Source organism: Hymenobacter miniatus (assembly GCF_016427455.1).
Taxonomy (GTDB): Bacteria; Bacteroidota; Bacteroidia; order Cytophagales; family Hymenobacteraceae; genus Hymenobacter; species Hymenobacter armeniacus.
This window is the reverse complement of sequence record NZ_JAELXR010000005.1, coordinates 250440-275621: the sequence shown is the minus strand read 5'-3', so window position 1 is coordinate 275621 and position 25182 is coordinate 250440. Positions and strand designations below refer to the sequence as shown.

The following is a 25182-nucleotide window of genomic DNA, read 5'->3' as shown; positions in this document are numbered from 1 at the left end:
TGCGCCGCCGGCCGTGGCTAGCGGCGGGCAAAGTCTTCGAGCGACACTTGTTCAAGGGCCTGGCCCAGTTTTACCTGCGCGTCGGTCACGTTTACGTCGCGCTCCCAGGTGTGCCGGCTCACGTTGTCGAACGTGACCGCACCGGCCGGCGAAACCGCGCCAAATCCGTTGTTAAACGTGTAGAAGGCAAACGGCGTGGGACGCACCGCCAGCAGGTTACGGCTCCATACATACGGAGTGGCCGGCAGCCCAAGCTGCTGCAACAGCGTGGCCGCCACATCGGTCTGCGAGCCCAGGGTGGTGATAACCTGCCCGCGGCTTTCGGGCCGGAGGGCGCCCCCGGCCAGCAGCAGCGGAATATGAAACTTGGCCGGGCTTTGGTTGGCGGAGTGGCCGGGCAGCGGGTGGCCGTGGTCGGCCACGAGCACCAGCAGGGTGTGGGCGTACCAGGGCTGCTGCCGGGCCGCGCGCAGGAACTGCCCAAGGGTGTAATCGGTGTAGTACACCGAATTGCGAAACAGGTCCGTTTCGGACGCGCCCGGAAACGTGGGTTTCATGGGCACGTCGAACGGCTCGTGGCTGCTCAGGGTGAAGGCGGTGACGAAAAACGGCTGCGGCAGCGTGGGCAGGTCGCCCAGCATGCGGTCGAACAGCGCGCCGTCGTGGGCGCCCCATTTGGAGTTCTGCTGCGCGGCGGCAAAGTCGGCCCGCTCGGTGAGGTGCTCGTAGCCGGCCGTTTGCAGGTAGCTTTTCATGTTGGCAAACGCCAGCTCGCCGCCGTAGTAATAGCTGGAGTGGTAGCCGGCCGCCATGAGTGAGCGGCAGAGGTGGGGCAGGTGCTCGGTTTTGCGCGGAAACTTGATGATGCTGGTGGTGGGCTGGTTGGGATAGCCCGACAGCAGCGACACCAAGCCCTTCTGGCTGCGGTCGCCGGCCGCGAAAATATTGTTGAACAGTACCCCCGTGCGGGCCAGGCTGTCGAGGGTCGGCGTCACGCCCTTTTCGCCGCCCACGCTGCCCACCAGCTTACCGGTAAAGCTTTCGAGGATGATGAACAACACATTGGGCCGCGGCTCCTGTAAAATGGAAGCCGTCGAATCGGCGGGCACTGGCTGGCCCACCGCAGCCGGGTACAGCCCGGCCACCAGCCGGCGCGCCGTGCTGTCGGGCATAAACGGGGCCAGCGGCTTTTCCTCGGCCCGCAGCACCAGCGCGCTCATCAGGTTCCAGGGCGCGTTCAGGGCGGCGTGGTTGGCAAACGGGATGCGCGAGAAGTACACGTCGCTCTGGTTAACGGGAATTTGCTGGGTGCCGCCGCGCAGGGGCACCACCAGCAGCGCAGCGTAAAGTAGGCTGGCCAGCACCGCTCGCCCGCGCCCAAACCACGCCGGCTGCGGCGCCACCGGCCCCACCACCTTCTTATACAACCACCGCCCGCCTACCAGCAGCAGCGCCAGCAGCGCCAGCAGCAGCGCCAGGGGTGCGCTGCCCGCCGAGGCCGCCATTTCGCCGGGCGAGTTCAGGTATTGCAAGGGCGTGTCGTCGAGTCGAAAGCCCCAGGCGCGGTACAGTTCCAGGTCGGCCACCATCAAAAAGGCCAGAAACGCGCCAATCGCCATCGAATAAGCCCCGATAATGCGCCCAATGGGCAGTTGCGGCAGCACACTTGCCATCACAAATAGCAAAAAGGGCAGCACCGACACATAGGCCGCCGCCGAAGCATCAAGCCGCAGGCCGTACCCAAACGTGGCCAGCAGCGTGCCGATGGACAACTGCGCTGTCGCCCCATGTTGGTAGCCCAAAAACAAGGCCCGACCCACCCCAAAAAACAGCAGCCAAAACAAAAAGTAGCGCGGCTGAAACGCAAAGCGGTTTTTCACCCCGCAAAGATAGCCCAGCCGCTAAAGGGATGCAGAACGGTTGCAGATTGACAGCTCGAGCACATCAAGTGGATAAATGAGTAAATAGGTGTGAAAAAACAGGGTCTAAAAATAAAAATCAGTGCAATTTTAGAAAAGGTGTCTCAAAAATTAGGGGGTAAGTAGCCAAGAAAAGGTTTCATGTTTTACCTTTGACTTCAGATTCGTTACTAACCTTTCAATTCTCCCGTCGGTACTTTCGCATATGGCCACCCTTCGCTTTAAAGCCCTCGAACTCGTTAACCAGCGCCGCCCCATCACGGTGGTGCCCGCTGCCGCCCGTCGCTCCGACAGCTACGGCCAGAACGTGTTCAACCTGGAGGCCATGCGCGCCACCATGCCGGGCGACTATTTCAAAAAGCTGCAGGCGGCCATCAAGCAGGGCGCTACTGTGGAGCGCAACGTGGCCGACGCCGTGGCTTCGGCCATGAAAACCTGGGCCATGGCCAAGGGCGCTACCCACTACACCCACTGGTTTCAGCCCCTCACCGGCGCCACCGCCGAAAAGCATGATTCGTTTTTCGACCTGAATTCCGACGGTCGTCCGATTGAAAACTTCAAGGGTTCGGCCCTTGTGCAGCAGGAGCCCGATGCTTCGTCGTTCCCCAACGGCGGCATCCGCAACACCTTCGAGGCCCGCGGCTACACCGCCTGGGACCCCACCTCGCCCGCTTTCATCATCGAAACGGTAGGCGCCAAGACGCTGTGCATCCCCACCATTTTCGTGGCGTACACCGGCGAGGCACTCGACTTTAAAGCACCGCTGCTGAAGTCGCTAGGCGTGCTGGAAAAGGCCGCCGTGGAGGTTTGCCAGTACTTCGACAAAGACGTGAGCCGCGTGAACACCACGCTCGGCATCGAGCAGGAATACTTCCTGGTTGACAAGGCGCTGTACGACGCCCGCCCCGACCTCGTGATGACCGGCCGCACGCTGTTTGGCCACACCCCGGCCAAAGGTCAGCAGCTCGACGACCATTACTTCGGCTCGATTCCGGCCCGCGTGCACGGCTTCATGCTGGAGTTTGAAGAGGAGGCCAACCTGCTCGGCATTCCGCTGCGCACGCGCCACAACGAAGTAGCCCCCAACCAGTTTGAGTGCGCCCCCACCTTTGAGGACGCCAACCTGGCTGTGGACCACAACCAGCTGCTAATGGACGTGATGGACCGCGTGGCCGAGCGGCACAACTTCAAAGTGCTGCTGCACGAGAAGCCCTTCGCCGGCGTGAACGGCAGCGGCAAGCACAACAACTGGGCAATGAGCACCGACACCGGCGTGAACCTGCTCGCCCCCGGCCGCCGTCCCAAGGAGAACCTGCAATTCCTGGCCTTCTTCATCACCACCATCAAGGCCGTGCACCGCCATGCCGACTTGCTGCGCGCCAGCATTGCCTCGGCTTCGAACGACCACCGCCTGGGCGCCAACGAGGCCCCGCCGGCCATCATGTCGGTGTTTGTGGGGTCGATGCTGGACTCGGTGCTTGACGAGCTGGAACGCACCGCCAAACTGCCGCTCGACAAAGGCGACAACATTTACCTGAAGCTGGGCATCGACAAGATTCCGGCCATCCTGCTCGACAACACCGACCGCAACCGCACCTCGCCGTTTGCCTTCACCGGCAACAAGTTTGAGCTGCGCGCCGTGGGCTCGTCGGCCAACTGCTCGTCGGCCATGACGGTGCTCAACACCATCGTTGCCGACCAACTCATCGACTTTAAGGAATCGGTAGATGCGCTGATTGACCAGGGCAAGAAAAAGGAAGTGGCCATTGTGGAAGTGCTGCGCGAATACGTCATTTCCTCCAAAAACATTCGTTTCGAGGGCAATGGCTACTCCGACGAATGGAAGGCAGAAGCCGCCCGCCGCGGCCTCAACAACATTGCCACCACCCCGCAAGCGCTTGATGCCTTCATTCGCGAAGACGCGGAGGAACTTTTTGCCCGCCACGGCATCTTCTCCCAAGTCGAACTTCATGCCCGCCACGAAATCCTGCTGGAGGAGTACATGAAGAAAATTCAGATTGAAAGCCGCGTGTTGGGCGACTTGGCCATCAACCATATCATCCCGACTGCGTTACAATACCAGACCAAACTCATCAACAACGTGCGCGGCCTGCGCGAGCTGGGCCTCGACGACGAGCACAGCCAAGTAACCGTAGAGATGATTAAAGCCATCTCGCGCCACGTGGCCACCATCAAAACCACGGCCGACGCCATGACGGAGGCCCGCAAACAAGCCAATAAAATCGCAGACGCCCGCGAGCTAGCCGTGGCGTACTGCGAAGAAGTAAAACCGAAATTCGACCCCATTCGCCGCGCCGTAGACAAGCTCGAGCAAATGGTGGCCGACGAGGACTGGCCCTTGGTGAAGTACCGCGAACTGTTGTTCAGCCGGTAATTCAGCTCGGGACGGAATCGGGTCCGGTGTTGGGTGGGAATTCTCGCCGCGCCCCGATTGGGAAAGAGGTACCTCCGTGGGGTGCCTTTTTTTGGGAACTCGCCGCAAACGATTGCGGTAAAGTCAGGCTTCTTTTTGAGCCTTGTTCGTGGATTTCCGAACTGATTTGGCGCTTGTTGGTTCGTTGGCCGGGGCGGCCAGCAGGAGGGGGAGCCGGGGCGCCAAGGCGTCTGCTTCTTCGTCGAGCACTTCGGCGCTGCTGCCGGGGTCGGGCACGAGCATTTTCCAGGTGGCGCGGCGCAGCTCATCGAGCTTGTCCACCGCCTCGCTCACGGTAGCGTTGGCCAGCAGCTTGTCGAACAGGCCGCTGCTGCGGCCCACGGCAATCAGTTTCTCAATCACGAAGGGCAGCACCCAGCCCACCACATTCGACGCCAGGGCGCCGCGCAGGCCCAGGCGCACGAGCAGGCGCACGGTCATCTGCTCCAGCAGCAGCACGCGGGCAGCAGGCAGGGCCTTATCGGCCAGGAAATCGGCCACCAGTTTGAGGTTGCCTTTTTCGACTTCGGCGCGCAGCACGTCCTGCACGCTGTCGAGGGCGCGGGCGGCGAGCTGGCGAAACAGGCGACCGGTTTGCCAGGCGGCCAGGCCGGTGAAACGAGCGGCGCCCAGCAGCGCCGGCAGAAAACGGGGTTTTAACATGGTTGAGTGCGAAACGAGACCGGTCCGGAATAGTTGCTTGGGTAAGGAACGCTGGCCCGCAAATTGTGGTTAAGCCGCACAGTAAGCAAAAGTGCGCGCAGGTGAAATAATCCCAGGCTTCGCAGCCGGCAGTTAAAACCTCGACACTAGTTGCTTGTTAGACTACGGCCCAGGGCCGCGTTTTCTCTCTTGTATGTCTGATTTGCTGCTGGATATAAACTTACAACAACTACCCGACGACTATTTCGGAGGGGAATGGCAGGTTGCCAACCGCGTGCTGAACCACAACGACCCGCGCAGTCCCCTGGCGCAGGCCGTGCGCCTGGTGCTGGCCCCTGGGCAACTGGAAGCCAAGCCCATACCGCCCGGTGAGCCGCAAACCGGCCATTGGGCCGTGATGCGCGATGAAATTCTGAACCGGCCCTATCTGAGCTTTGAGCTGCCCGAAGAGGCCACCCGGGCCCTGGTGACGCGCTTGCGTCGCTCGGCCGACGGCCTGCGCAGCCAGTTGAACCTATACTTCGCGTCGGGCATGGAAATGCAGCTCGACCGCGCTTGATTGCTTCCCTTTTCGAACCCTCATTTCTCTCGTTCGTGAGTACTTCGCCCGCTGCTTCCTCTTCTGCTGCCGCCGCCCAAGGGTTGGTGGGGCCCGAACAGTTCACGTTTCTGGCCGATATGATTCCGCAACTGGTGTGGATTACCGATAATACCGGCTTTCATACCTATTTCAACCAGCGTTGGATTGATTTCACTGGTTACGACTTGGCCGACAGCGTGGGCCCCGACATGTGGAACAACCTGCTGCACCCCGACGACCGCGCCCGCGCCCGTGAGGTGTGGGGCCATTCGCTGGCCACCGGCGACTACTACCGCATCGAATACCGCTTCAAGGCCAAAGACGGCTCGTACCGGTGGTTTTTGGGCCAGGCCTTGCCGCGTCGCGGGGCCGATGGCGAAATCGTCGCTTGGTTCGGTACCTGCACCGACATCCAGGAGCAGCGCCAGATGCGCGAGCAACTGGAAGCCGCTTATTCCGACCTCGAAGCCAAAGTGATGTTCCGCACGCTGGACCTGGAGCGCGAAGTGCAGTCGTTGCGCCAGCAGCTAGGCCAAAAATAGGTCACTCAAGCATTGACCTTCTTCAAAACGGCTCTTCGGAGCCGTTTTGCGTTTATGTCAGGACTAGCCTCCTTGTTTCACCACCAGTTCTTTGCCCTTTTGATGAATGCCATTGTGATTCAGCAGCCCGGCGGCCCGGAAGTGCTTGCCATGCGGCAGCAGCCTCAGCCGCAACCAGCCGCGCACGAAGTGCTGGTGCGCGTGCACGCCGCCGGCGTAAACCGGCCCGATGTGCTCATGCGCCAAGGCAAATACGCCGGCAGCGGCGACGTAAGCGGCCTCGTGCCCGGCCTGGAAATAGCCGGCGTCGTGGAAGCGTGCGGCGCGCACGTCACGCGCTGGCAGCCCGGCGATGCCGTGTGCGCGCTGCTGCCCGCCGGTGGCTACGCCGAATGCGCGGCCGTAGACGCCCGCCACTGCTTGCCCGTGCCTGCCGGCCTGAGCATGGCCGAGGCCGCCGCCTTGCCCGAAACCGTGTTCACGGTGTGGCACAACGTATTTCAGCGGGGCCAGCTGCAGCCCGGCGAAACGCTGCTGGTACACGGCGGCAGCAGTGGCATTGGCACCACGGCCATTCAGCTGGCGCGGGCGCTGGGCAGCCACGTGGCCGCCACGGCCGGCGACGAAGCCAAGTGCAGCGCCTGCCGCGAGCTGGGCGCCGACTGGGCCATTAATTACAAGGTCGAAGATTTCGAGCAGGTGCTCAACGATGAGGGCGTGGACGTGATTCTCGACATGATAGGCGGCGACTACACGGCCAAGAACCTGCGGCTGCTGAACGACGACGGCCGGCTGGTGTTCATCAATGCCATGCAGGGCGGCAAGGGCGAGTTCAGCGCGCTGGATGTGATGCGCCGAAGGCTGACCATCACCGGCAGCACCCTGCGGCCTCGTTCGGCCGATTTCAAAGCCGCGCTGGCCGCGGAGGTAGAAAAACACGTGTGGCCGCTAATCGCCGCGGGGAAGTTCCGGCCGGTTATTTACGCCACTTTCCCGCTGGCCGAAGCCGCAGCGGCCCACCGGCTGATGGAAAGCAGCGCGCACATTGGGAAAATACTGTTGGAAACGGGCCACTAGCCGAAAAGCAAAAAGCCTGTTCCGCACAATGCGGAACGGGCTTTTTAGCGCGATGGGAAGCAAGAATTACGCCCGGCGCCACTTAATGGTGCAGCCAATGGCTTTGGTGGAATTGGTGGTGGCGGGCTTGCCGGCCAGGATTTCGGTCATGGCGTTTTCCACGTATTTCGTTTTCACCAGCCTGGGGTCTTCGGAGTTGTCGTCGATGGCGCCGATGTAGGACACCACAAAATCGGCCCCCTTGCGGGTGAGGACGTAGAGGTGCGGCGTGCGGGTGGCGCCGTAAGTTTTGGCCACTTGCTGCGACTCATCCACGAGGTAGGGGAAGGCGTATTTCTTCTTCTGCATGTCGGCGTAGGAATCGCCGGGGGCCACGGCCGGGTCGTTGGGGTTGATGGCTACCACGGGATAGCCTTTGGGCGCGTACTTGGCGTTCAGGTCGATAATGCGGCTTTCGTAGGCTTTGGCAAAAGGGCAGGTGTTGCAGGTAAACACCACGATGTAACCCTTGGCGGCTTTGTTGTCGGCCAGCGACACCATTTTGCCGTCGATGTTTTTCAGCTTGAAGTCGGCGGCTTTGTCGCCCACTTGGTAGCCGTCGGCGGCGGGGCGGCTCACGAAGCCGCTGAGCAGCAACGCGAAGCAGAGGGTGAGGAAAGGCAGGAGCTTTTTCATGGCGGTTGAGCAGGTAAAAAGTGAGAAATGGGAACGAATTATTGCTGGACTTTCTGCAAGGCGGCCGTGAGCTCGGCTTGCGACAGCTCTTTTTCAAATGTAAGGCGCCGCTTGGTTTTGTTGTTGACAATGAGCGTGAAAGGCAGCGCGCCCGACCATTTGGCGTCCACTTTGTCGATGAAACTATTCGGGTCTGATTCGTTCAGCAGCACCACTTCTGACTTGAGCCCGCGCTGCTTCACGAAGGGCTTCACCTTTTTATCAAGCTGCGAGGCATAGTCCATGCTCACCAGCAGCACTTTCACTTTGCGGCCCGTGTTGGCGGCGCGCAGCTGCTCGAAGTGGGGCAGTTCTTTCACGCAGGGCGCGCACCAGGTGGCCCAGAAATTGACCACGTACGTGGTGTCGGTGGGCCGCGCCAGCCGCTTCTGCAGGTCCGGAAACTTGATGACGGCTACCTGCTGGGCGAAGCCGGGGGCGGCGGTGAGCAGGGCAAAAGCAAGGAGAAGAGCTTTCAAAGCAAACGGCGGTGTAATGATTCCTGTGATTGGTTGATAGACAGCAAACCCTGGCGCGAAGTTGCGGCAGCCTAAGGCGCGCGGCCGGCTTTACCTTTGTGCGACGGCGCAACTTTCGCCTTCTGACCGTAGTTTTTGCTTCATGAACAAAACGTATTGCCCCAGCCTGACCGAGTACAAGCGCCGCGTGTCCCGCGTAGTCAACATCGGCGGCCTGCCCATGGGCGGCGACTATCCCATTCGGGTGCAGAGCATGACCACCGTCGACACCATGGACACCCTGGGCTCGGTGGAGCAAACGCTGCGCATGGTGGAGGCCGGCTGCGAGTACGTGCGCATCACGGCGCCCAGCATGAAAGAGGCCCAAAACCTGCTGGAAATCAAGAAGGAGCTGCGCAAGCGCGGCTGCAACGTGCCCCTCATCGCCGACATTCACTTCACGCCCAACGCGGCCGAGCTGGCCGCCCGCATCGTGGAGAAAGTGCGCGTGAACCCCGGAAACTACGCCGACAAAAAGAAATTTGAGGAGATTGAATACACCGACGCCACGTACGCGGCCGAGGTGGAGCGCATCCGCGAGCGGTTTCGGCCGCTGGTGAAGATTTGCAAGCAGCATGGCACGGCCATGCGCATCGGCACCAACCACGGCTCGCTGAGTGACCGGATTTTGAGCCGCTACGGCGACACGCCGCTGGGCATGGTGGAATCGGCGCTGGAGTTTTTGCGCCTGTGCGAGGAAGAAAACTACTACGACGTGGTGCTGAGCATGAAGGCCAGCAACACCCAGGTGATGGTGCAGGCCTACCGCCTGCTGGTGCAAAAGCTGGACGAAGAAGGCCTGCAGCCCTACCCGCTGCACCTGGGCGTGACCGAGGCCGGCGAGGCCGAAGACGGCCGCATCAAGAGCGCCGTGGGCATCGGCACGCTGCTCGAGGACGGCCTGGGCGATACCGTGCGCGTGAGCCTGACCGAGGCGCCCGAGGCCGAGGCACCGGTGGCCAAAGCGCTGATTGACCGCTACACCGGCCGGGCGGCGTTGGCCAGGCCCATTGCGCCGCTAGTGGGCGAGGAGCCCATCAATCCCTTCCAATATTTCCGCCGCGTGACGCGCGAGGTGGCCAACCTCGGCGGCCAGAACGTGCCGCGCGTCATCACCGATGTGTCGCGCCTGCCCAACCTGGAGTATGCCGACTTGCGCGCCGCCGGGCATTTGTATTCGGCGTTTCTCGACAAGTTTCAGATGTCGGACCTGGGGGCGGACTATGTGTACACCGGCCAGCGGCCGGCGCCCTTTATGCTGCCCAACGGCCTGAAGGAAATAGTGGACTACACCGCCTGGCGCGACGCCGGCCAGCGCGCCGACCATTTTCCGGTCTTCACGCCGGCCGAATTCGCCGGGGCACCCACCCGCCACCCGGAGCTGAACTTTGTGTTTCAAACCCTGGCTTCGCTGACCCAGCCGGTGCTCGACCAACTGCGCGCCGACAGCACCGCCGTGGTGATTCTGCACACCGACAACGCCCACGCCATGCCGGAAATCCGGCGCGCGTTCTTCGAGTTGATGAATGCCGGCGTGACCTGCCCCGTCATCATCAACCGCCAGTTTCCGGCCCTCACGCCCGAAGAAACGCAACTGTATGCCGCCACCGACGGCGGCGGGCTGCTGCTCGATGGCCTCGGCGACGGCCTCGTGCTGAGCACTGAGCTGCTGCCCGAACGCAGCAAAACCGAATGGCTCACCACCATCGAGGGCCTGAATCAGCTGTCGTTTGGCATCCTGCAGGCGGCGCGCACGCGCATGAGCAAGACCGAATACATCAGCTGCCCCAGTTGCGGCCGCACGCTGTTCGACCTGCAGGAAACCACGGCCATGATTCGCAAGCGCACCGACCACCTCAAGGGCATCAAAATCGGCATCATGGGCTGCATCGTGAACGGCCCCGGCGAAATGGCCGACGCCGACTACGGCTACGTGGGCGTGGGCAAGGGCAAAATCTCCCTCTACCGCGGCCAGGAAGTCATCAAGAAATCGGTGCCCGAAGAAGCCGCAGTAGATGAGCTCATCGAACTCATGCGCGAGGACGGCCGCTGGATTGAGAAGGAGGTAGTTGAGGAGCCCGTGGGGGCGTAGGTGAATGCTTCTTGGAGTGAATCAATGAAAAAGGTCATTTTGCCTACTCTACACGACGCTTGGGTGAATGACTTCTCCTTTGTCAGGGATACTGCTAGATTGGTAGTTTGCCTTACGAAGGGCGCTATTGACAGTAAGCCTGAAATCCACTATAAGTTGATATTTTCCGGCATTATGAATGCCGAAACCGTATGGCGCATGGACCAACGCATTCGCAAAATCCTGCAGAAAGAGCGTCGGAGCAACCTTAATTATCGAATAGACAATTTTAACGATTGTGATTTATTGCCAAGTGAAACTGGCTTGGCCTTTTGCCTTGAAATTGACCATTTAGAAGCACTGCGTATCAATTGCAGGAAATTGTCCATTCAAGAAGTCTAGTTCTTACCTACACTTCTCCTTCCGCCGCGTGTCGATAATGTGCGCGATTTTCCAACCGTCGGCCAGCTTCACCAATTGGAACGAGTCATAGCCGCAGTGGCTGAATTTGCTGCCGATGTAAAACTCGTAGGGCGTCCACACGCTGGCCAGGTTGGCGTCAATCAGCACCTGCTCGAATTTTATCCGCTCGTCCCAGACTTCGGCGTGCGGCGTGCCCACAGCTTTCAGAAAGCCGTTGATGTTTTCGGTTTGCAGCGCCACGGGCTGGCCGGGCCGGCCGCCGATGCCGTGAAATACCGCACCAGGCGCCAGCGTGCGGCGTACCAGGGTGCTGTCGCCGCGCCGCATGCCGTCGAAAAAGGTGGTGACGGTTTGCTTCACGGCCTCCGTTTCGGAAGGCGCTTGTTGGGCCTGGGCGACGAGGGCTGGCACTGAAAGCACAGCGGCGAGCAGGAGGGAGGTAGCGAATCGGGTCATAATGGCTGGGGTTGCGGGAGTATAGGCGATGAGCCCGGGCGCAGGTTGCACGCCAGCGCAGTGGGTTGATGTTTAATGTGTTTTACCTGGCAAATCCGAACTTGCCGCAAATCATTCTGGCCCGCCCGGTGTTATCTTTCCGAACCCAAACTTGCCCCGCTATGAACGGTAAAAACCTCTTCAACTTCGGTCCTGCCCTCGGTTATTTCTTCCGCGGCAACGACCCGAACCGCAAAACCAATTTCAACCTGAAGACCATGCACTTCATCAATAAGCTCAGCTTGGCGATGTTTCTGGTGTGTTTGGTGGTGATGCTGTTCCGCTACGTGCTCTAACTCGCGGACGGCCCGATGAACATTGAAGACTTCCGCGATTACTGCCTGCTGAAAGCGGGCGTGACCGAGGAAACCCCATTCGGCCCCGAAACACTGGTGTTCAAAGTAGGAGGCAAAGTGTTTGCCCTCACCGACATCGACACTTTCGGCAGCATCAACTTGAAGTGCGACCCCGAGCGGGCCGAGGAGTTGCGTGAGGCGCACGACTACGTGCTGCCCGGCTACCACATGAACAAGAAGCACTGGAATACGGTGCTCATCGGCACCGGCGCTCCGGAAAGCCAGTTGCGCGAGCTGATTGACCATTCGTATGAGCTGGTCAGGGCCTCCCTTCCCAAGGCGGTTAAGGCGGCTTTGGAAATGTAGAGACGCATATTTGCGTCTTTACAGCCCACGAAAAAGCCCCGCCGGCAATCCGGCGGGGCTTTTTCGTGGGCTGTAGACTACTGTCCTACTAAGAACACGGCGTTGCCGAACATCAGCTTGCCGCCTTGCCAGAAGGCGCGGAAAAGCGGGTTGTCGCCCAAGTACACCACGGAGCCGCGGCCCAGGTCCTGGGTGCCCACCACGAAGGTGTCGGTGAGTTCCTTGCGGGCTTTGGTGCCGGCGAAACCGGCCGAGTAGCTGTCCTTCTTGATGACGCCCACATTCCAGCCGCCTTTATCGAGGAAGCGGTAGCCCAAGGGGTTGCGGATGAGGGCGAAGTAGTTGCTGCCGTAGCCGAAGGCCAGCGGGTGGGTGTTGTCGAGCTGCACGCGGTACACGCTGCCCTGCACGGCTTCTTCGGCTTCCTCGCGCTCCGAATCGCCGTAGCGGCGCAGCAGGCGGTAGGGGTTTTGCTGGTTGGCTTTGCGCACGGCCACCGAGTCGACGGCTTTGGTTTTCAGCAGGAAGTCCTTCTTGTTGGCCAGGAATTTGGCAGCGCCTTCCAGGGCAATGAGGCGGCCGCCGTCGCGCACCCAGGCCTTGAGGCCTTCGAGGGCGCGGTCTGAGTAGATGTCGCTGTAGTTGCCGTTGGGCAGAATCAGCACGTCGTACTTCTGCAGCGACACGCGGCTGAGGTAGTCGGCGCCCAGCACCGTGAGCGGGTAGCCGAGCTGCTGCTCAAAGAAGTGCCACACCTCGCCAAACGCGGTGGGGTCGACGCCGGGGCCGGCCACCACGGCCACGTTGGGCTGCTTCACGAAGTGCACCGTGCTGGAGCCCAGGTCGCGGCCCGTGGTGGAGAACCCCGATTTCACGGCCACGACGGCGGTGCCCGCCGAGTCGGCCTGGGCGCGCACCAGCTGGTCGAAGCGGGCGCCGAGGCCTTCGTTGCCGGTGCGGGTGATGATAAGGGTGCCGGGCGCGTACTGCTGGCCTTCCGACTCAAATGCTTTTTCGGCGTAGCGCACCTTCACTTTTTGCTGCAGCAGGCGGCTCAGGAAACGAATGTCTTGCAAGCTGTTCCAGCGGGCCAGGTAAGCGTAAGGGCGGTCGGCGGAGGCAGCGCTGCCCTTCACCATGGCCTGGCTGGGGGCGGCGCCCGAGGCGTCGAGGCGGCCGGGCAGGGCGTAGGCCTTCAGATTGAAGGCGTAGGGCAGGGCCCAAGAGGTAATGTCGTAGGTGAGCGAGTCTTCTAGCTGCGACGTGGGCTCGAACAGCACTTTCACCAGCGTCGACTTGGGCTGGTACATGCTGATGACCACGTCGCGTGGCTCCACCTGCACGTTGTCGGTTTTGCCGGTGGCGTAGTTGTAGCCCTTGGCTTTGCTGCGCTTGCTGGCGAAACCGTACTGAATCTGGTTGCGGTCGAGGTATTGGGTGAAGGCGCGGAGCTGGCCGGGGTCGTTGCCGGCCGACAGCACGTAGGTTTTGTAGTCGCCCTGCGGCTTACTCCGGGCCGTGGCGAAGTAGCTCTGGAACTCGCGCAGCAAGTCGTCGTGCCGCTCAGCGGTGGCTTGGATAGTGGCGCGGCTGGCAGCGTGGTGGTGGGCAATGCGCTGGGTCAGCGTCAGCGTGTCGCCGTCGAGGCGGGCGAAAGCCAGGCCACCGGCGGGGCCGCCGCCCTGCTCGTAGGTCATGCCGATGGCACCGTTGAAGCTGGGCCACGTGTCGCCATAGGTGGGCGCGTAGAGGTCGTACACCTCGCGGGTGAAATACAGCCAGTTGTTCTTGTCAAAGGCCACTTTGTTGTAGTCGCCCAGGATGCCCTGAAACTTGCGCTGCCACGGCGTGATGTCGGCGTGGTAGGGCTTGGCCGCGGGCGAGAAATAATACGTGTTGTTGGGGCCCATCTCGTGGAAATCGGCGTGCACGGCCGGCAGCCACTGGTTGTAGAGGGCGATGCGCTGGCGGGTTTCCTGCTGGGTTTGCCAGGCCCAGTCGCGGTTCAGGTCGAAATAGTAGTGATTGAAGCGGCCGCCGGGCCAGGGTTCGCGGTGCTCCCAGGAATCGGGATTGGCGTTGGGGCTCTGGTTGCGCACGCGGTTGTACCAGTTCACGTACCGGTCGTGGCCGTCGGGGTTGATGCAGGGGTCGACGATGACGACGGTGTTTTTCAGCCAGTCCTGCACTTGTTGGTCCTGCGGGTTGGCCAGGTCGAAGAGCACCTGCATCACGGCTTCGGAGCTCACGGCCTCATTGCCGTGCACGTTGTAGCTCAGCCAGCACACGGCTGGCTGCTGGCGCTGGGCGCTGCCGCTTTCCAGGCCGGCCAGGCGCAAGTTGTTGCGGCGCACATCTTCCAGCTTGCCGAAGTTGTCGGCGTTGGCAATCTGCACCACTTCCAGCGGGCGGTTTTCGTAGGTTTTGCCGTAGGGCACCAGCTTCATGCGGCCGGGCGAGTGGGCCACCACGTGGGCCACGTAGCGCAGCATCTCGGCGTGCGGCGTGAACTGCGAACCGAGCTTATAGCCGAGGAACTGGTCGGGCGACAGGAGCGGGCCGGCGGCATCGGATGTTTGGGCGCGGCTGCTCAGGCCGATGCTCAGCAGCAAACCCAGTAAGCACCACCGGTGGCGCAGAGCTGCCGCTGGGTGGGTTAGAAATGAAATCATCAATAAAAAGAAAATAGGAGAGCAAAAAAGCGCGCCGCGAAGCGACACCTCAAAAGTATCACTCCGCGGCGCGCCGCGTATGGCCAGTTAAGCCGCTGCTACACCACCACGTTTACCATGCGGCCGGGCACCACAATGACCTTTTTGGCGGCTTTGCCCTCGCCGTGCTTAGCCAGAAAATCTGACGCCAGCACGGCGGCTTCGATGTCGGCGGCGGTGGCGGCGGCGGCAAACTGCATCTGCTCGCGCACTTTGCCGTTGATGGCCAGCGGGTAGGTCACGGTGTCTTCCACCAGGAATTCTTCGCGAAACTCGGGGTAGCTGGCCGTGGAGATGCTGCCGGCCGCGTGGCCCAGCTCCTGCCACAGCTCTTCGGCCAGGTGCGGGGCAAACGGGCTCACCAGCAGCACCAGCGGCTCCAGAATGGCGCGCTTGTGGCACTTGAGGGCCGTGAGCTCGTTCACCGTAATCATGAACAAGCTCACGGAGGTGTTGAAGCTAAACTTCTCGATGTCTTCCTGCGCCTTTTGGATGGCGCGGTGCAGCACCTTCAGCTCGGCCGGGGTGGCGGGCTCGTCGGTCACGGCCAGGGGCCCGTCTTCGGGGTGGAAGAGGCGCCAGAACTTCTTGAGGAAGCCGCCCACGCCGCTGATGCCGTTGGTGTTCCAGGGCTTGTACTGCTCCAGCGGGCCGAGGAACATCTCGTAGAGGCGCAGCGCGTCGGCGCCGTAGCGGCCAATCAGCACGTCGGGGTTCACGACGTTGTATTTGGACTTTGACATTTTCTCGATTTCCACGCCACACACATAGGTGCCGTTGTCTTCGAGAATAAATTCTGCATTTTCATACTCGTCGCGCAACTTCTTAAAGGCATCAATGTCAAGTATATCATTGTCGACAATGCTTACATCCACATGAAGTGCTGTGTAAGGATTGTTAGCTACAATGCCCGTAGATGTGCCCGACGAACCTGCCGATACTGGCTGGTACTTAGCCGTGAGCTCTTTGAGTCTGCAAGCGAAAATACCCGACTTGTCCTTCAAAAGGGCAAGCATAGTGTCAGAGTCGTTGAGCTTGTCCAACCAGCTTTTGGATACAAAAATTGGTGGCAGCTTTACAGCTGTTCTAGCCGTTTCCTCAACAGAAGCGTTTTCATCAGCAGGCTCGCTCAACCCAACGTGTTCCGAGCTCAGGTTCAGGCGATACACAAAATTCGACCGCCCCAGAATCATACCCTGGTTAATCAGTTTCTGAAAGGGCTCATTGCCGCTCACGAGGCCCAGGTCCTTCAGGAACAGGTACCAGAAGCGGGCGTAGAGCAAGTGGCCGGTGGCGTGCTCAGCCCCGCCCATGTAGAGGTCCACGGTGCCCCAGTACTGCTCGGCTTCTTCGCCCACGAAGCGGGCGTCGTTGGTGGGGTCCATGTAGCGCAGGTAGTACCAGGAGGAGCCGGCCCAGCCGGGCATGGTGCTCAGCTCGTAGGGGTACTGGCCGCGGTAGAGCCAGTTTTGGGCGCGGCCGAGGGGCGGCTCGCCGGTTTCGGTGGGCTTGTACTCGTCGATTTCGGGCAGCACCAGCGGCAAGTCGCTTTCGGCGATGCCGTAGGCCGTGCCGTCCTTGTAGTAAATCGGAATGGGCTCGCCCCAGTAGCGCTGGCGGCCGAAAATGGCGTCGCGCAGGCGGTAGTTCACCTTGCCGCGGCCCAGGCCTTTCTCTTCCAGATAGGCAATGAGCTTGGCGGTGGCTTCTTGGTAGCCCAGGCCGTTGATGATGCCGGAGTTGATGTAGCGGCCTTCCTTGGTGGGGTCGGCTTGCTGGTCGAGGTCCTTTTGCGCGTCGGAGATGGCCGGGATGGGCAGGCCGAAGTGCTTGGCAAACACGTAGTCGCGCTGGTCGCCGCTGGGCACGGCCATCACGGCGCCGGTGCCGTAGCCGGCCAGCACGTAGTCGGCCAGCCAGATTTGCACGGGCTCGTTGTTCACCGGGTTCAGGGCATACGCGCCCGTGAACACGCCCGACACGGTTTTGGTGTCGGCCATGCGGTCGCGCTCCGAGCGGCGCTTGGTGGCGGCAATGTACTCGTCGACGGCGGCGCGCTGCTCGGGCGTGGTGAGGGTGTCTACCAATTCGTGCTCCGGCGCCAGCACCAGGAAGGTGGCCCCGTAAATGGTGTCGACACGGGTGGTGTAAACCTTGATGTGCGCGTTGTCGTGGCCCTGCACCGGGAACGTCACCTCGGCCCCGATGCTCTTGCCAATCCAGTTGCGCTGCATCTCCTTCACCGCGTCGGGCCAGTCGATGGTGTCGAGGCCCTGCAGCAGGCGGTCGGCGTAGGCCGTGATGCGCAGGTTCCACTGGGGCATGAGGCGGCGCTCCACGGGGAAGCCGCCGCGCTCCGAGAGGCCGTCTTTCACCTCGTCGTTGCTCAGCACGGTGCCCAGGCCGGCGCACCAGTTCACGTAGGTGTCTTGCTGGTAGGCGAGGCGGTAGGGGTGCACAGCAGCCAGCTTTTGCTGCTCCGAAAACAGCGCCCACTGCCCAGCCGTGAACACCTGGCGCTCATCGGCGTCGCCGGCGGCGTTGATGCCTTCGCTGCCGCTCTCGGCAAAGCGGGCGGTGAGGGCCGTCAGCGGCTCGGCGCGGTCAGTATCGAGGTTATACCAGGAGTTGAACAGCTTGAGGAAAATCCACTGCGTCCACTTGTAGTAGCCGGGCTCGGAGGTGCGCACCTCGCGGCTCCAGTCGTAGCTAAACCCCAGGCTGTTGAGCTGCTTGATGTAGGTGTCGATGTTTTTCTCCGTCGTGATGGCCGGGTGCTGGCCGGTCTGGATGGCGTACTGCTCGGCGGGCAGGCCGAAGGAGTCGAAACCCATGGGGTGCAGCACGTTGAAGCCCTGCAGGCGCTTGAAGCGCGACACGATGTCGGAGGCAATGTAGCCCAGCGGGTGCCCCACGTGCAGGCCCGCCCCGGAGGGGTAGGGGAACATGTCGAGCACGTAGTATTTGGGCTTGTCGGAGTGGTTCTGGGCCCGGAAAGTGCCGTTGGCTTTCCAGTGGGCCTGCCACTTCTTTTCGATTTCTTCGGGGCGGTATGCGGGCATCTTGCGCGGAGTTTATTCCGGGCAAAGGTAGGACGTAGGAGAAAGTAGGGCGAAATTTGTTGAACTGTGCCGCACGACCGTTTCATCCAAGCCGTCATGCAGAGCGCAGCGAAGCATCTCGCGTGCTTCAACTAATTACTGGTGTCCCGCGAGATGCTTCGCTGCGCTCTGCATGACGTTCCAGAACAAAAAGCTGATATACTGCCCCCGATGGCCCGCATTCCCAAAGAATTAGTTGACCACATCATCCAGACCGCCGACATCGTGGAAGTCGTCGGCGACTTTGTGCAGCTCAAGCGCAAGGGGCAGAATCTGTGGGCCCCATGCCCGTTTCACAACGAAAAGTCCCCCTCGTTCTCGGTAAATCCGGCCAAGTCGCTTTACAAGTGCTTCGGCTGCGGCAAGGCCGGCGGCGTGGTGCAGTTTGTGATGGACGTGGAGGGCACCAGCTACGTGGAGGCCCTCAAATACCTGGCTAAGAAGTACGCCATTGAAATACAGGAGGAGGAAAAAACGCCCCAGCAGCAGCTAGAGCAGAACGAGCGGGACTCGCAGTTCATCGTTTCGGACTTCGCCAAAAACCACTACCACCGTCTGCTGCTCAACTCCGAGGAAGGAATGAGCATCGGTTACGGCTACCTCAAGGAGCGCGGCCTCAACCTGAGCACCATCCAAACCTTCGAGCTCGGCTACTCGCTCGACGCCTGGGACGACCTGATGAAAGCCGCCGAAGCGGCTGGTTACGACAAAAAATACCTGGAAAAAACCGGCCTGACGGTCATTAGAACCGACGACCAGGGCAAGGACACCGGCCGGCGCTACGACCGGTTCCGGGGCCGCGTGATGTTCCCGATTCACAACATCAGTGGTCGGGTGGTGGGCTTCGGGGCGCGCACCCTGAAGCGCGACGACAAGATGGCGAAGTACCTCAACTCGCCGGAATCCGAGATTTACCACAAGTCCGACGTGTTGTACGGGCTATTTCAGGCCCGGCAGGCCATTCGCACGCAGGAAGTTTGCTATTTGGTGGAAGGCTACCTCGACGTGCTTTCGCTCTACCAGGGCGGGATTAAAAACGTGGTGGCCTCGTCGGGCACCTCGCTCACCGAAGGCCAGATTCGCCTCATCAAGCGGTATTCCGATAACGTGACGGTGCTGTATGACGGCGACGCGGCCGGCATCAAGGCGTCGTTGCGCGGCACCGATTTGCTGCTCGAAGGCGGCCTGAACGTGCGCGTGGTGCTCTTCCCCGACGGCGACGACCCCGACTCCTACATCCGCAAAGTGGGCGACCAGCGCTTCACGGAGTACATCGAAACCAAGAGCCAGGACTTCATCAGCTTCAAAACCACGCTGGTGGCCCGCGAGGCCAGCAACGACCCGGTGAAGAAGGCCGAGGCCATCCGCGACGTGCTGCACAGCATCGCCAAAGTGCCCGACGCCATCAAGCGCCAAGTGTTTTTGCAGCAAACCTCGGCCACGTTCGGCATCGACGAGCAGGTGCTCATCACCGAGTACAACAAGCTCGTCAAAACCGCTTCGCAGAAGGCGCCCGGCGGCAGCGGCAACGCCGGCAGCTACGGCCAGGGCGCCGGCAGCGCCAACACCGGCTTTCCGCCCAGCAACAACCCGCGTTCGGCCCCGGCCCCGCGCCCGATGACCGACGAGGAAGAGGCCGAAATGCTCATGTACGGCGGCCACGAAGCCACCGTGGAAATCCTGGGCGCGGGCGCCAGCTTCCAGCCCTCGGCTGCCAAAGCCGCGGCCGACGACGACACGCCCGACATGCTGCAGGTGTGCGAGCGCGAGGTGCTGCGCCTGCTGGTGCTCTACGCCGGGCGCGAGGTGGAAGAGGAAATCAGCGTGGCGGCCTACCTCATGGGCCAGCTCGGCGAAAACCCGCTGCAGAAGCCGCTCTACGCCGAAATGTGGGAAATCTGCCGCCAGGAATTGCTGGCCGGCCGCTTCCCCGATGCCCGCCTGCTGGCCCAGAACGAGCGCGAAGACATCCGCCAGCTCATCACCGACCTGGCCACCGAGCGCTACGAAATCAGCCCCAACTGGCGCACCAAGGAAATCTACGTCTTCAACGAAGTGGACCTGCCCAAGCTGGCCTGCGACAACGCCGTGCTGCGCCTCAACAAGGTGCACGTGCAGCGCGAACTCGACCAGTGCCTCGAAAAGCTGCGCCACCCGCTGGATGACGTGGAGATGTTCGAAATCCTCGGCGACATCAAGCGGCTCAAGGAGTTGGACAACGAGCTGGCCGGGCTGCTGGGCACCGTGGTGGGCCGCACGGCGTAGGGGTTGGCCGTCCATAATTGGCAATAATTGAACGTGATGCCGAGCTTGTCGAAGCATGACGTTCCTTTGATGTCTCAACCAACCCCATGCTCCGACAACTCAACATCAACCGGCTGCTCTTGGCCATTGTCCTCACCGGACTGAGCCTGATTTTTGGCATGACGGGCTTCATGGTCATCGAGCATTATCACCCGGTTGATGCCTTTTACATGACCGTGACCACCATTGCCACGGTGGGCTTTGGCGAAATCCACCCGTTTTCGCACGCGGGGCGGCTGTTTGTCTCCTTTTACATCCTTTACAACCTCGTCGTGGTGGCCTACCTCGTGTCGGTCATGTCCTCGTTTATCTTTGACGGCGAGCTGCGCAAGATTTACAACATGATTCGGACCGACCAGGAAATCAAGCGCTTTAGCGGGCACGTCATCGTATGCGGGTTTGGGCGCAACGGGCGCCGGGCCTACCAGGAGCTGCGCGCCAACGGCGCCCGCGTGGTGGTCATCGAATCGGACCAGGAGCTGATGAAAAGCATCACCAGCGGCAGCACCGGCGAGGACTACGACGGCGACGGCCTGCCCGGCGGCGGCATCTACACCGTGTTTGGCGACGCCACCACCGACCTCGTGCTGAAGCAGGCCGGCGTGGAGCGCGCCTCGGCCCTCATCACCTCGCTGCCCAAGGACGCCGACAACGTGTTTGTGGCCCTTTCGGCCCGCGCCCTCAACCCGCGCCTGAAAATCATCGCCCGCGCCTCGCTCAAAACCTCGGAAAGCAAGCTGCTCTCGGCCGGCGCCGACTCGGTGGTGATGCCCGACGAAATCGGGGGCTCGCACATGGCCAAGCTGGTGGTGCGCCCCGAGGTCATCCGCTTCCTCGACCTCATTTCCGGCCTCAGCGCCGACAAGCTGCGACTGGAGGAAATGAGCTTTGAGCAGCTCCGGCGCGATTTACACGGCCGCAGCATCCGCGAGCTCGACGTGCGCTCCATCACCGGCGCCACCATCATCGGCATGCGCACGGCCGCGGGCTCCCTCATGGTGAGCCCGCCCGTGGACTACGTGCCCGCGCCCGGCGACGTGCTGCTGGTGCTGGGCAGCGAAGAGCAGATAGAAACCTTCGAGGTGCGCTTTCGGCAGCTGTAAAAGCTTGCGGCGTGATTCCGGCGAAAGCGCGGCCTCCTTCTACCTTTGCCGGCGCTATGCACATTCTGCAACTTTGTCCGCGCGTGCCATTTCCGCCTCATGACGGCGGCGCCATTGCCATGTACGACGTGGCGGCGGGCCTCGTGCGCGCCGGGCACCGGGTCACGCTGCTGGCCATCAACACGCCCAAGCACCGCCAGCCGGCCGACGCCCTGGCCCACCTGGGGCCCAATTTGCGGCTGGTGCTGGTGGATGTTGATACTGATATTTCGGCATTTGGCGCGCTGAAGAACCTCCTGTTAAGCCGAAAGCCCTATAATGTGGCCCGTTTCATTGAGCGCGAGGTCTGTGACGTACTAGGCCGTTTACTAGCGAGTGAGGAATTTGACATCATCCAGTGCGAAGGGACATTTGTGGCATGGTACAATGAATGGCTTGATTACGAAGAATTTCGCCCTGAACGCACCAAAACGGTGTTGCGCGCCCACAATGTGGAGTATACTATCTGGCATATGCTGGCAAAGCGGGAGGCGAATCCGCTGAAGCAATTTATGCTTCGCGTTATGGCCAACCGCCTGGAAAAATTTGAGCGAGAGTATCTGACTTATTTCGACGCCGTAGCCGCCATTACCGAAGACGACGCGCAACGTCTGAGGGCCTTGGGTTGCCCCGAGCCTGTCGTCTTCATCCCAGCCGGGGCCGACCTAGAGCGTCTGCAACCCGACCCCAGCCTTCGGGCCAAGCCGCGCACCTTATTTATGATTGGCTCACTCGACTGGCTGCCGAATCAGGAAGGGGTGGAGTGGCTGCTGCGCGAGGTGTGGCCCACGTTTCACGCCGAATTTCCGGACGTGGAGCTGCACCTTGCCGGACGCAACGCCCCCGCGCACTTGCTCAATCGGAAAGCCGAAAATGTCATCATGCACGGCTTTGTGGAATCAGCCCCCGCCTTCATGCAGCAGTACGAGCTGATGCTGGTGCCCTTGCTAAGTGGTGGCGGCATGCGGGTGAAAATTGTGGAGGGCATGGCCCTGGGCAAAGCCATTTTGAGCACCACGCTGGGCGCCGAGGGCATTGTGGCCCACAACGACGAGAACCTGTTGGTGCGCGATGGCGCGGCCGCCTGGCTCGACGCCCTGCGCGCCTGGTACCGCGGCGAAATCGACGTGCGCGGCATTGGGGCCGCGGCCGCCCGCACCGCCACCGACGTCTACGACAACGGCCGCGTGGTGCAGCGCTTCATTGACTTGTACGAGCGCCTGCTTCTGCCTGCGCCGGCCGGCACGCCCGCCCATTCGCCGCCCGCATGAAGCTGCTTGTGCTCCTCTCGCGCTTCCCGTACCCCTTGGACAAGGGCGACAAGCTGCGCGCCTACCACCAATTGCGCTACCTGGCCGAGCGCCACGAAATCTGCCTCTTTGCCCTCAGCGACGAGGCCGTGACGGCCGAAGCCGACGCGGCGGTGCGGCCCCTGTGCTGGGGCGGCCTCACGGTGCACCGGCTGCACAAGCCCGGCATCGCGGCCAACATGGCGCGGGCCCTGGCCACGGGCCGGCCGCTGCAAGTTGGCTATTTCTACGACGCCCAGGCCCAGCGCAAAGTCGATGAGCTGCTGCGCACCTTCCGGCCCGACCACGTGTACTGCCAGCTCATTCGCATGGCCGAATACCTGCGGCCCCACGCCGGCGCTGTGCCCATGACGCTCGACTACATGGACGTTTTTTCGGCTGGTATGGCGCGCCGGGCCACGCAGGCACCCCTATGGCAGCGGCCAGTGTTTGCCCTCGAAGCCCGTCGGCTGACGGCCTACGAAGCCGAGGCCTTTGGCTGGTTCCGCCACCACACCATCATCAGCGACCAGGACCGGCAGCTCATTCAGCACCCGCGCCGCAACGACATTCGGGTGGTGCTCAACGGCATCGATACCGAGAATTTCCAGCCCATGCCGGAGGTGGCCAAGGAGTACGAGGTGCTGTTTTGCGGCAACATGAGCTACCATCCCAACGTGGACGCGGCCGTTTTCCTGGCCGAGGAAATCATGCCGTTGGTGCGCGCGCAGCACCCCGGGGCGCGCCTGTTGGTGGCCGGCACCACGCCCGCGCCCCGGGTGCTGGCGCTGGCCTCGGCGCATGTGGAGGTGAGCGGCTGGGTGCCCGACATCCGGGCGGCCTATGCATCGGCGCGGGTGTTTGTGGCGCCCATGCGCGTGGGCACGGGCCTGCAAAACAAGCTGCTCGAAGCCATGGCCATGCAGCTGCCGTGCGTGACCACGCCGCTGGCCAACAACGCCCTGAACGGCACCGACGGCCAGGAATTGCGCGTGGCCGAGTCGGCGGCAGCCCTTGCTCAGGTCGTCTCGGAGCTGCTGGCCGACCCGGCTTCGGCCAGTGCTCTGGCCAGCCGCGGGCAGGCGTTTGTGAAAGCCCGCTACACCTGGGCCGGGGCCACGGCGCAGCTGGAAGCACTGTTCGGCTAGGGCGCCGCGCTGCGGGCTAACTTTGCGGGCGCTGCCGCTGTTATGGCCCGAAATACCCCATCCCATGCTTGATACCATCGAATCCGCCATCGAAGACATTCGCGCTGGCAAAGTTGTCATCGTAGTCGACGACGAAGACCGTGAAAACGAAGGCGACTTCATTTGCGCCGCCCGGTCGGCCACGCCCGAAGTCATCAATTTTATGGCCACGCACGGCCGCGGCCTGGTGTGCGCTTCGCTGCCCGAGCAGCGCTGCGAAGAGCTGGGCCTCGACCTGATGGTGGGCCACAACACGGCCCTGCACGCCACGCCCTTCACCGTATCGGTCGACCTGTTGAAGAACGGCGTGACCACCGGCATTTCGGCCTCCGACCGCAGCAAGACCATCCTGGCCCTCATCGACCCCGCCACCAAGCCCGAAGAACTGGGCAAGCCCGGCCACATTTTCCCCCTCAAAGCCCGCAAAGAAGGCGTGCTGCGCCGCGCCGGCCACACCGAAGCCGCCGTGGACCTGGCTCGCCTGGCCGGGTTTGAGCCGGCCGGGGTCCTGGTCGAAATCCTGAAGGAAGACGGCGAGATGGCCCGCCTGCCCGACCTCGAAATCGTGGCCAAGAAATGGGGCCTGAAGCTGATTTCGGTGCAAGACCTCATCAAGTACCGACTTGCTACGGAAAGCCTCATCACCCGCGAAATCTCGGTGAAGATGCCCACCGAGCACGGCGATTTCGACCTCTACGCCTTCACCCAAAACTCCAACGGCGCCAAGCACCTGGCCCTGGTGAAGGGTGATATCAGCGGCCCCGAGCCGGTGCTGGTGCGCGTGCACAGCTCCTGCGTGACCGGCGACATCTTCGGCTCGTGCCGCTGCGACTGCGGCCCCCAGCTGCACCAGGCCATGCGCCAGATTGAGCGCGAAGGCCGCGGCGTCATCGTGTACATGAACCAGGAGGGCCGCGGCATTGGCTTGCTCAACAAGCTGAAAGCCTACAAGCTGCAGGAGCAGGGCCGCGACACCGTGCAGGCCAACGAAGAGCTGGGCTTCAAGAGCGACGAGCGCGACTACGGCGTGGGCGCCAGCATCCTGCGCGACCTGGGCGTGCGCCAGATGCGCCTTCTCACCAACAACCCCCGCAAGCGCACCGGCCTCATCGGCTACGGCCTGGAAATCGTGGACACGCTGCCCATCGAAATCAGCGCCAACCCGCACAACGAAGCCTACCTCACCACCAAGCGCGATAAACTGGGCCACGACATCATGCGCGTGGCTCCGGCCGAGACGCCGGCGGCGTAAGCTTAATTGCCTCGTGTGAGGAAAAGGCCCGCTGTTCAGCGGGCCTTTTTTGTTGGTGGCGTACGGGAAATGCCTTTGGCTTATAGGATGCGAAAAGG

The 25182-nt window shown here is 61.9% G+C and carries 20 protein-coding genes; 13 read left to right on the top strand and 7 right to left on the bottom strand.

The window, feature by feature from the left end:
- Positions 1 to 17: 17 nt before the first annotated feature.
- Complete coding sequence (locus JAO73_RS23375) at positions 18 to 1880, bottom strand: LTA synthase family protein (RefSeq protein WP_198976939.1); 1863 nt, start codon at positions 1878 to 1880, stop codon at positions 18 to 20.
- 244 nt (positions 1881 to 2124) lie between these two features.
- Between JAO73_RS23375 and JAO73_RS10135 the strand changes: the two genes are divergently transcribed.
- Positions 2125 to 4314, top strand: a complete 2190-nt coding sequence (locus tag JAO73_RS10135) for a glutamine synthetase III family protein (protein ID WP_190922229.1) — start codon at positions 2125 to 2127, stop codon at positions 4312 to 4314.
- A gap of 123 nt (positions 4315 to 4437) precedes the next feature.
- On the opposite strand, the gene JAO73_RS10130 is transcribed toward JAO73_RS10135, so the two are convergent.
- Positions 4438 to 5016 (bottom strand): hypothetical protein, encoded by a 579-nt coding sequence (locus JAO73_RS10130; RefSeq protein WP_198976938.1) that lies wholly within the window; start codon positions 5014 to 5016, stop codon positions 4438 to 4440.
- A gap of 193 nt (positions 5017 to 5209) precedes the next feature.
- On the opposite strand from JAO73_RS10130, the gene JAO73_RS10125 reads away from it, so the two are divergent.
- From JAO73_RS10125 to JAO73_RS10115, 3 genes are all read left to right on the top strand, one after another.
- Positions 5210 to 5575: a hypothetical protein gene (locus tag JAO73_RS10125; RefSeq protein WP_190922231.1), complete on the top strand. Its 366-nt coding sequence runs from the start codon at positions 5210 to 5212 to the stop codon at positions 5573 to 5575.
- Positions 5576 to 5610: 35 nt separating this feature from the next.
- Entirely contained in the window at positions 5611 to 6138 is a 528-nt protein-coding gene (locus JAO73_RS10120; RefSeq protein ID WP_198976937.1) for a PAS domain-containing protein, read from the top strand.
- Positions 6139 to 6240: 102 nt separating this feature from the next.
- Positions 6241 to 7215, top strand: coding sequence for an NAD(P)H-quinone oxidoreductase (locus JAO73_RS10115; RefSeq protein ID WP_198977058.1), 975 nt, complete (start codon positions 6241 to 6243; stop codon positions 7213 to 7215).
- Positions 7216 to 7281: 66 nt separating this feature from the next.
- On the opposite strand, the gene JAO73_RS10110 is transcribed toward JAO73_RS10115, so the two are convergent.
- Positions 7282 to 7890: a thioredoxin family protein gene (locus JAO73_RS10110; RefSeq protein ID WP_198976936.1), complete on the bottom strand. Its 609-nt coding sequence runs from the start codon at positions 7888 to 7890 to the stop codon at positions 7282 to 7284.
- Positions 7891 to 7928: 38 nt separating this feature from the next.
- Entirely contained in the window at positions 7929 to 8408 is a 480-nt protein-coding gene (locus tag JAO73_RS10105) for a TlpA disulfide reductase family protein (RefSeq protein ID WP_198976935.1), read from the bottom strand.
- Between the two features lie 142 nt (positions 8409 to 8550).
- On the opposite strand from JAO73_RS10105, the gene ispG reads away from it, so the two are divergent.
- Positions 8551 to 10539 (top strand): (E)-4-hydroxy-3-methylbut-2-enyl-diphosphate synthase, encoded by a 1989-nt coding sequence (gene ispG, locus JAO73_RS10100; protein WP_198976934.1) that lies wholly within the window; start codon positions 8551 to 8553, stop codon positions 10537 to 10539.
- Positions 10540 to 10563: 24 nt separating this feature from the next.
- Entirely contained in the window at positions 10564 to 10920 is a 357-nt protein-coding gene (locus JAO73_RS10095; protein WP_198976933.1) for a hypothetical protein, read from the top strand.
- A 3-nt stretch (positions 10921 to 10923) separates the two neighbouring features.
- Here JAO73_RS10095 and JAO73_RS10090 read toward each other — a convergent pair whose 3' ends face one another.
- A complete protein-coding gene (locus JAO73_RS10090; protein WP_198976932.1) occupies positions 10924 to 11397 on the bottom strand; it encodes a nuclear transport factor 2 family protein in 474 nt (157 codons plus the stop codon).
- A 161-nt stretch (positions 11398 to 11558) separates the two neighbouring features.
- Here JAO73_RS10090 and JAO73_RS10085 point away from each other — a divergent pair, with 161 nt between their 5' ends.
- On the top strand, positions 11559 to 11732 hold the full coding sequence (locus JAO73_RS10085; RefSeq protein WP_190922237.1) for a DUF6728 family protein: 174 nt from the start codon (positions 11559 to 11561) through the stop codon (positions 11730 to 11732).
- A 15-nt stretch (positions 11733 to 11747) separates the two neighbouring features.
- On the top strand, positions 11748 to 12098 hold the full coding sequence (locus JAO73_RS10080; RefSeq protein WP_198976931.1) for an MmcQ/YjbR family DNA-binding protein: 351 nt from the start codon (positions 11748 to 11750) through the stop codon (positions 12096 to 12098).
- Between the two features lie 77 nt (positions 12099 to 12175).
- Here JAO73_RS10080 and JAO73_RS10075 read toward each other — a convergent pair whose 3' ends face one another.
- Both JAO73_RS10075 and JAO73_RS10070 read right to left on the bottom strand, forming a co-directional pair.
- The gene (locus JAO73_RS10075; RefSeq protein ID WP_198976930.1) at positions 12176 to 14770 is read right to left on the bottom strand and encodes a M14 family metallopeptidase; all 2595 of its coding nucleotides are present in this window, start codon (positions 14768 to 14770) and stop codon (positions 12176 to 12178) included.
- Between the two features lie 98 nt (positions 14771 to 14868).
- Positions 14869 to 17871, bottom strand: a complete 3003-nt coding sequence (locus JAO73_RS10070; RefSeq protein ID WP_198976929.1) for a leucine--tRNA ligase — start codon at positions 17869 to 17871, stop codon at positions 14869 to 14871.
- A gap of 210 nt (positions 17872 to 18081) precedes the next feature.
- Between JAO73_RS10070 and dnaG the strand changes: the two genes are divergently transcribed.
- From dnaG to JAO73_RS10045, 5 genes are all read left to right on the top strand, one after another.
- Positions 18082 to 20175 (top strand): DNA primase, encoded by a 2094-nt coding sequence (gene dnaG, locus JAO73_RS10065; RefSeq protein WP_198976928.1) that lies wholly within the window; start codon positions 18082 to 18084, stop codon positions 20173 to 20175.
- 86 nt (positions 20176 to 20261) lie between these two features.
- On the top strand, positions 20262 to 21317 hold the full coding sequence (locus JAO73_RS10060) for a potassium channel family protein (protein ID WP_198976927.1): 1056 nt from the start codon (positions 20262 to 20264) through the stop codon (positions 21315 to 21317).
- A 56-nt stretch (positions 21318 to 21373) separates the two neighbouring features.
- Positions 21374 to 22627 (top strand): glycosyltransferase family 4 protein, encoded by a 1254-nt coding sequence (locus tag JAO73_RS10055; protein WP_198976926.1) that lies wholly within the window; start codon positions 21374 to 21376, stop codon positions 22625 to 22627.
- The gene (locus JAO73_RS10050) at positions 22624 to 23793 is read left to right on the top strand and encodes a glycosyltransferase (RefSeq protein WP_198976925.1); all 1170 of its coding nucleotides are present in this window, start codon (positions 22624 to 22626) and stop codon (positions 23791 to 23793) included. Before JAO73_RS10055 ends, JAO73_RS10050 begins: the two co-directional genes overlap by 4 nt.
- Before the next feature lie 64 nt (positions 23794 to 23857).
- On the top strand, positions 23858 to 25084 hold the full coding sequence (locus tag JAO73_RS10045; RefSeq protein WP_198976924.1) for a bifunctional 3,4-dihydroxy-2-butanone-4-phosphate synthase/GTP cyclohydrolase II: 1227 nt from the start codon (positions 23858 to 23860) through the stop codon (positions 25082 to 25084).
- Positions 25085 to 25182: the final 98 nt, after the last annotated feature.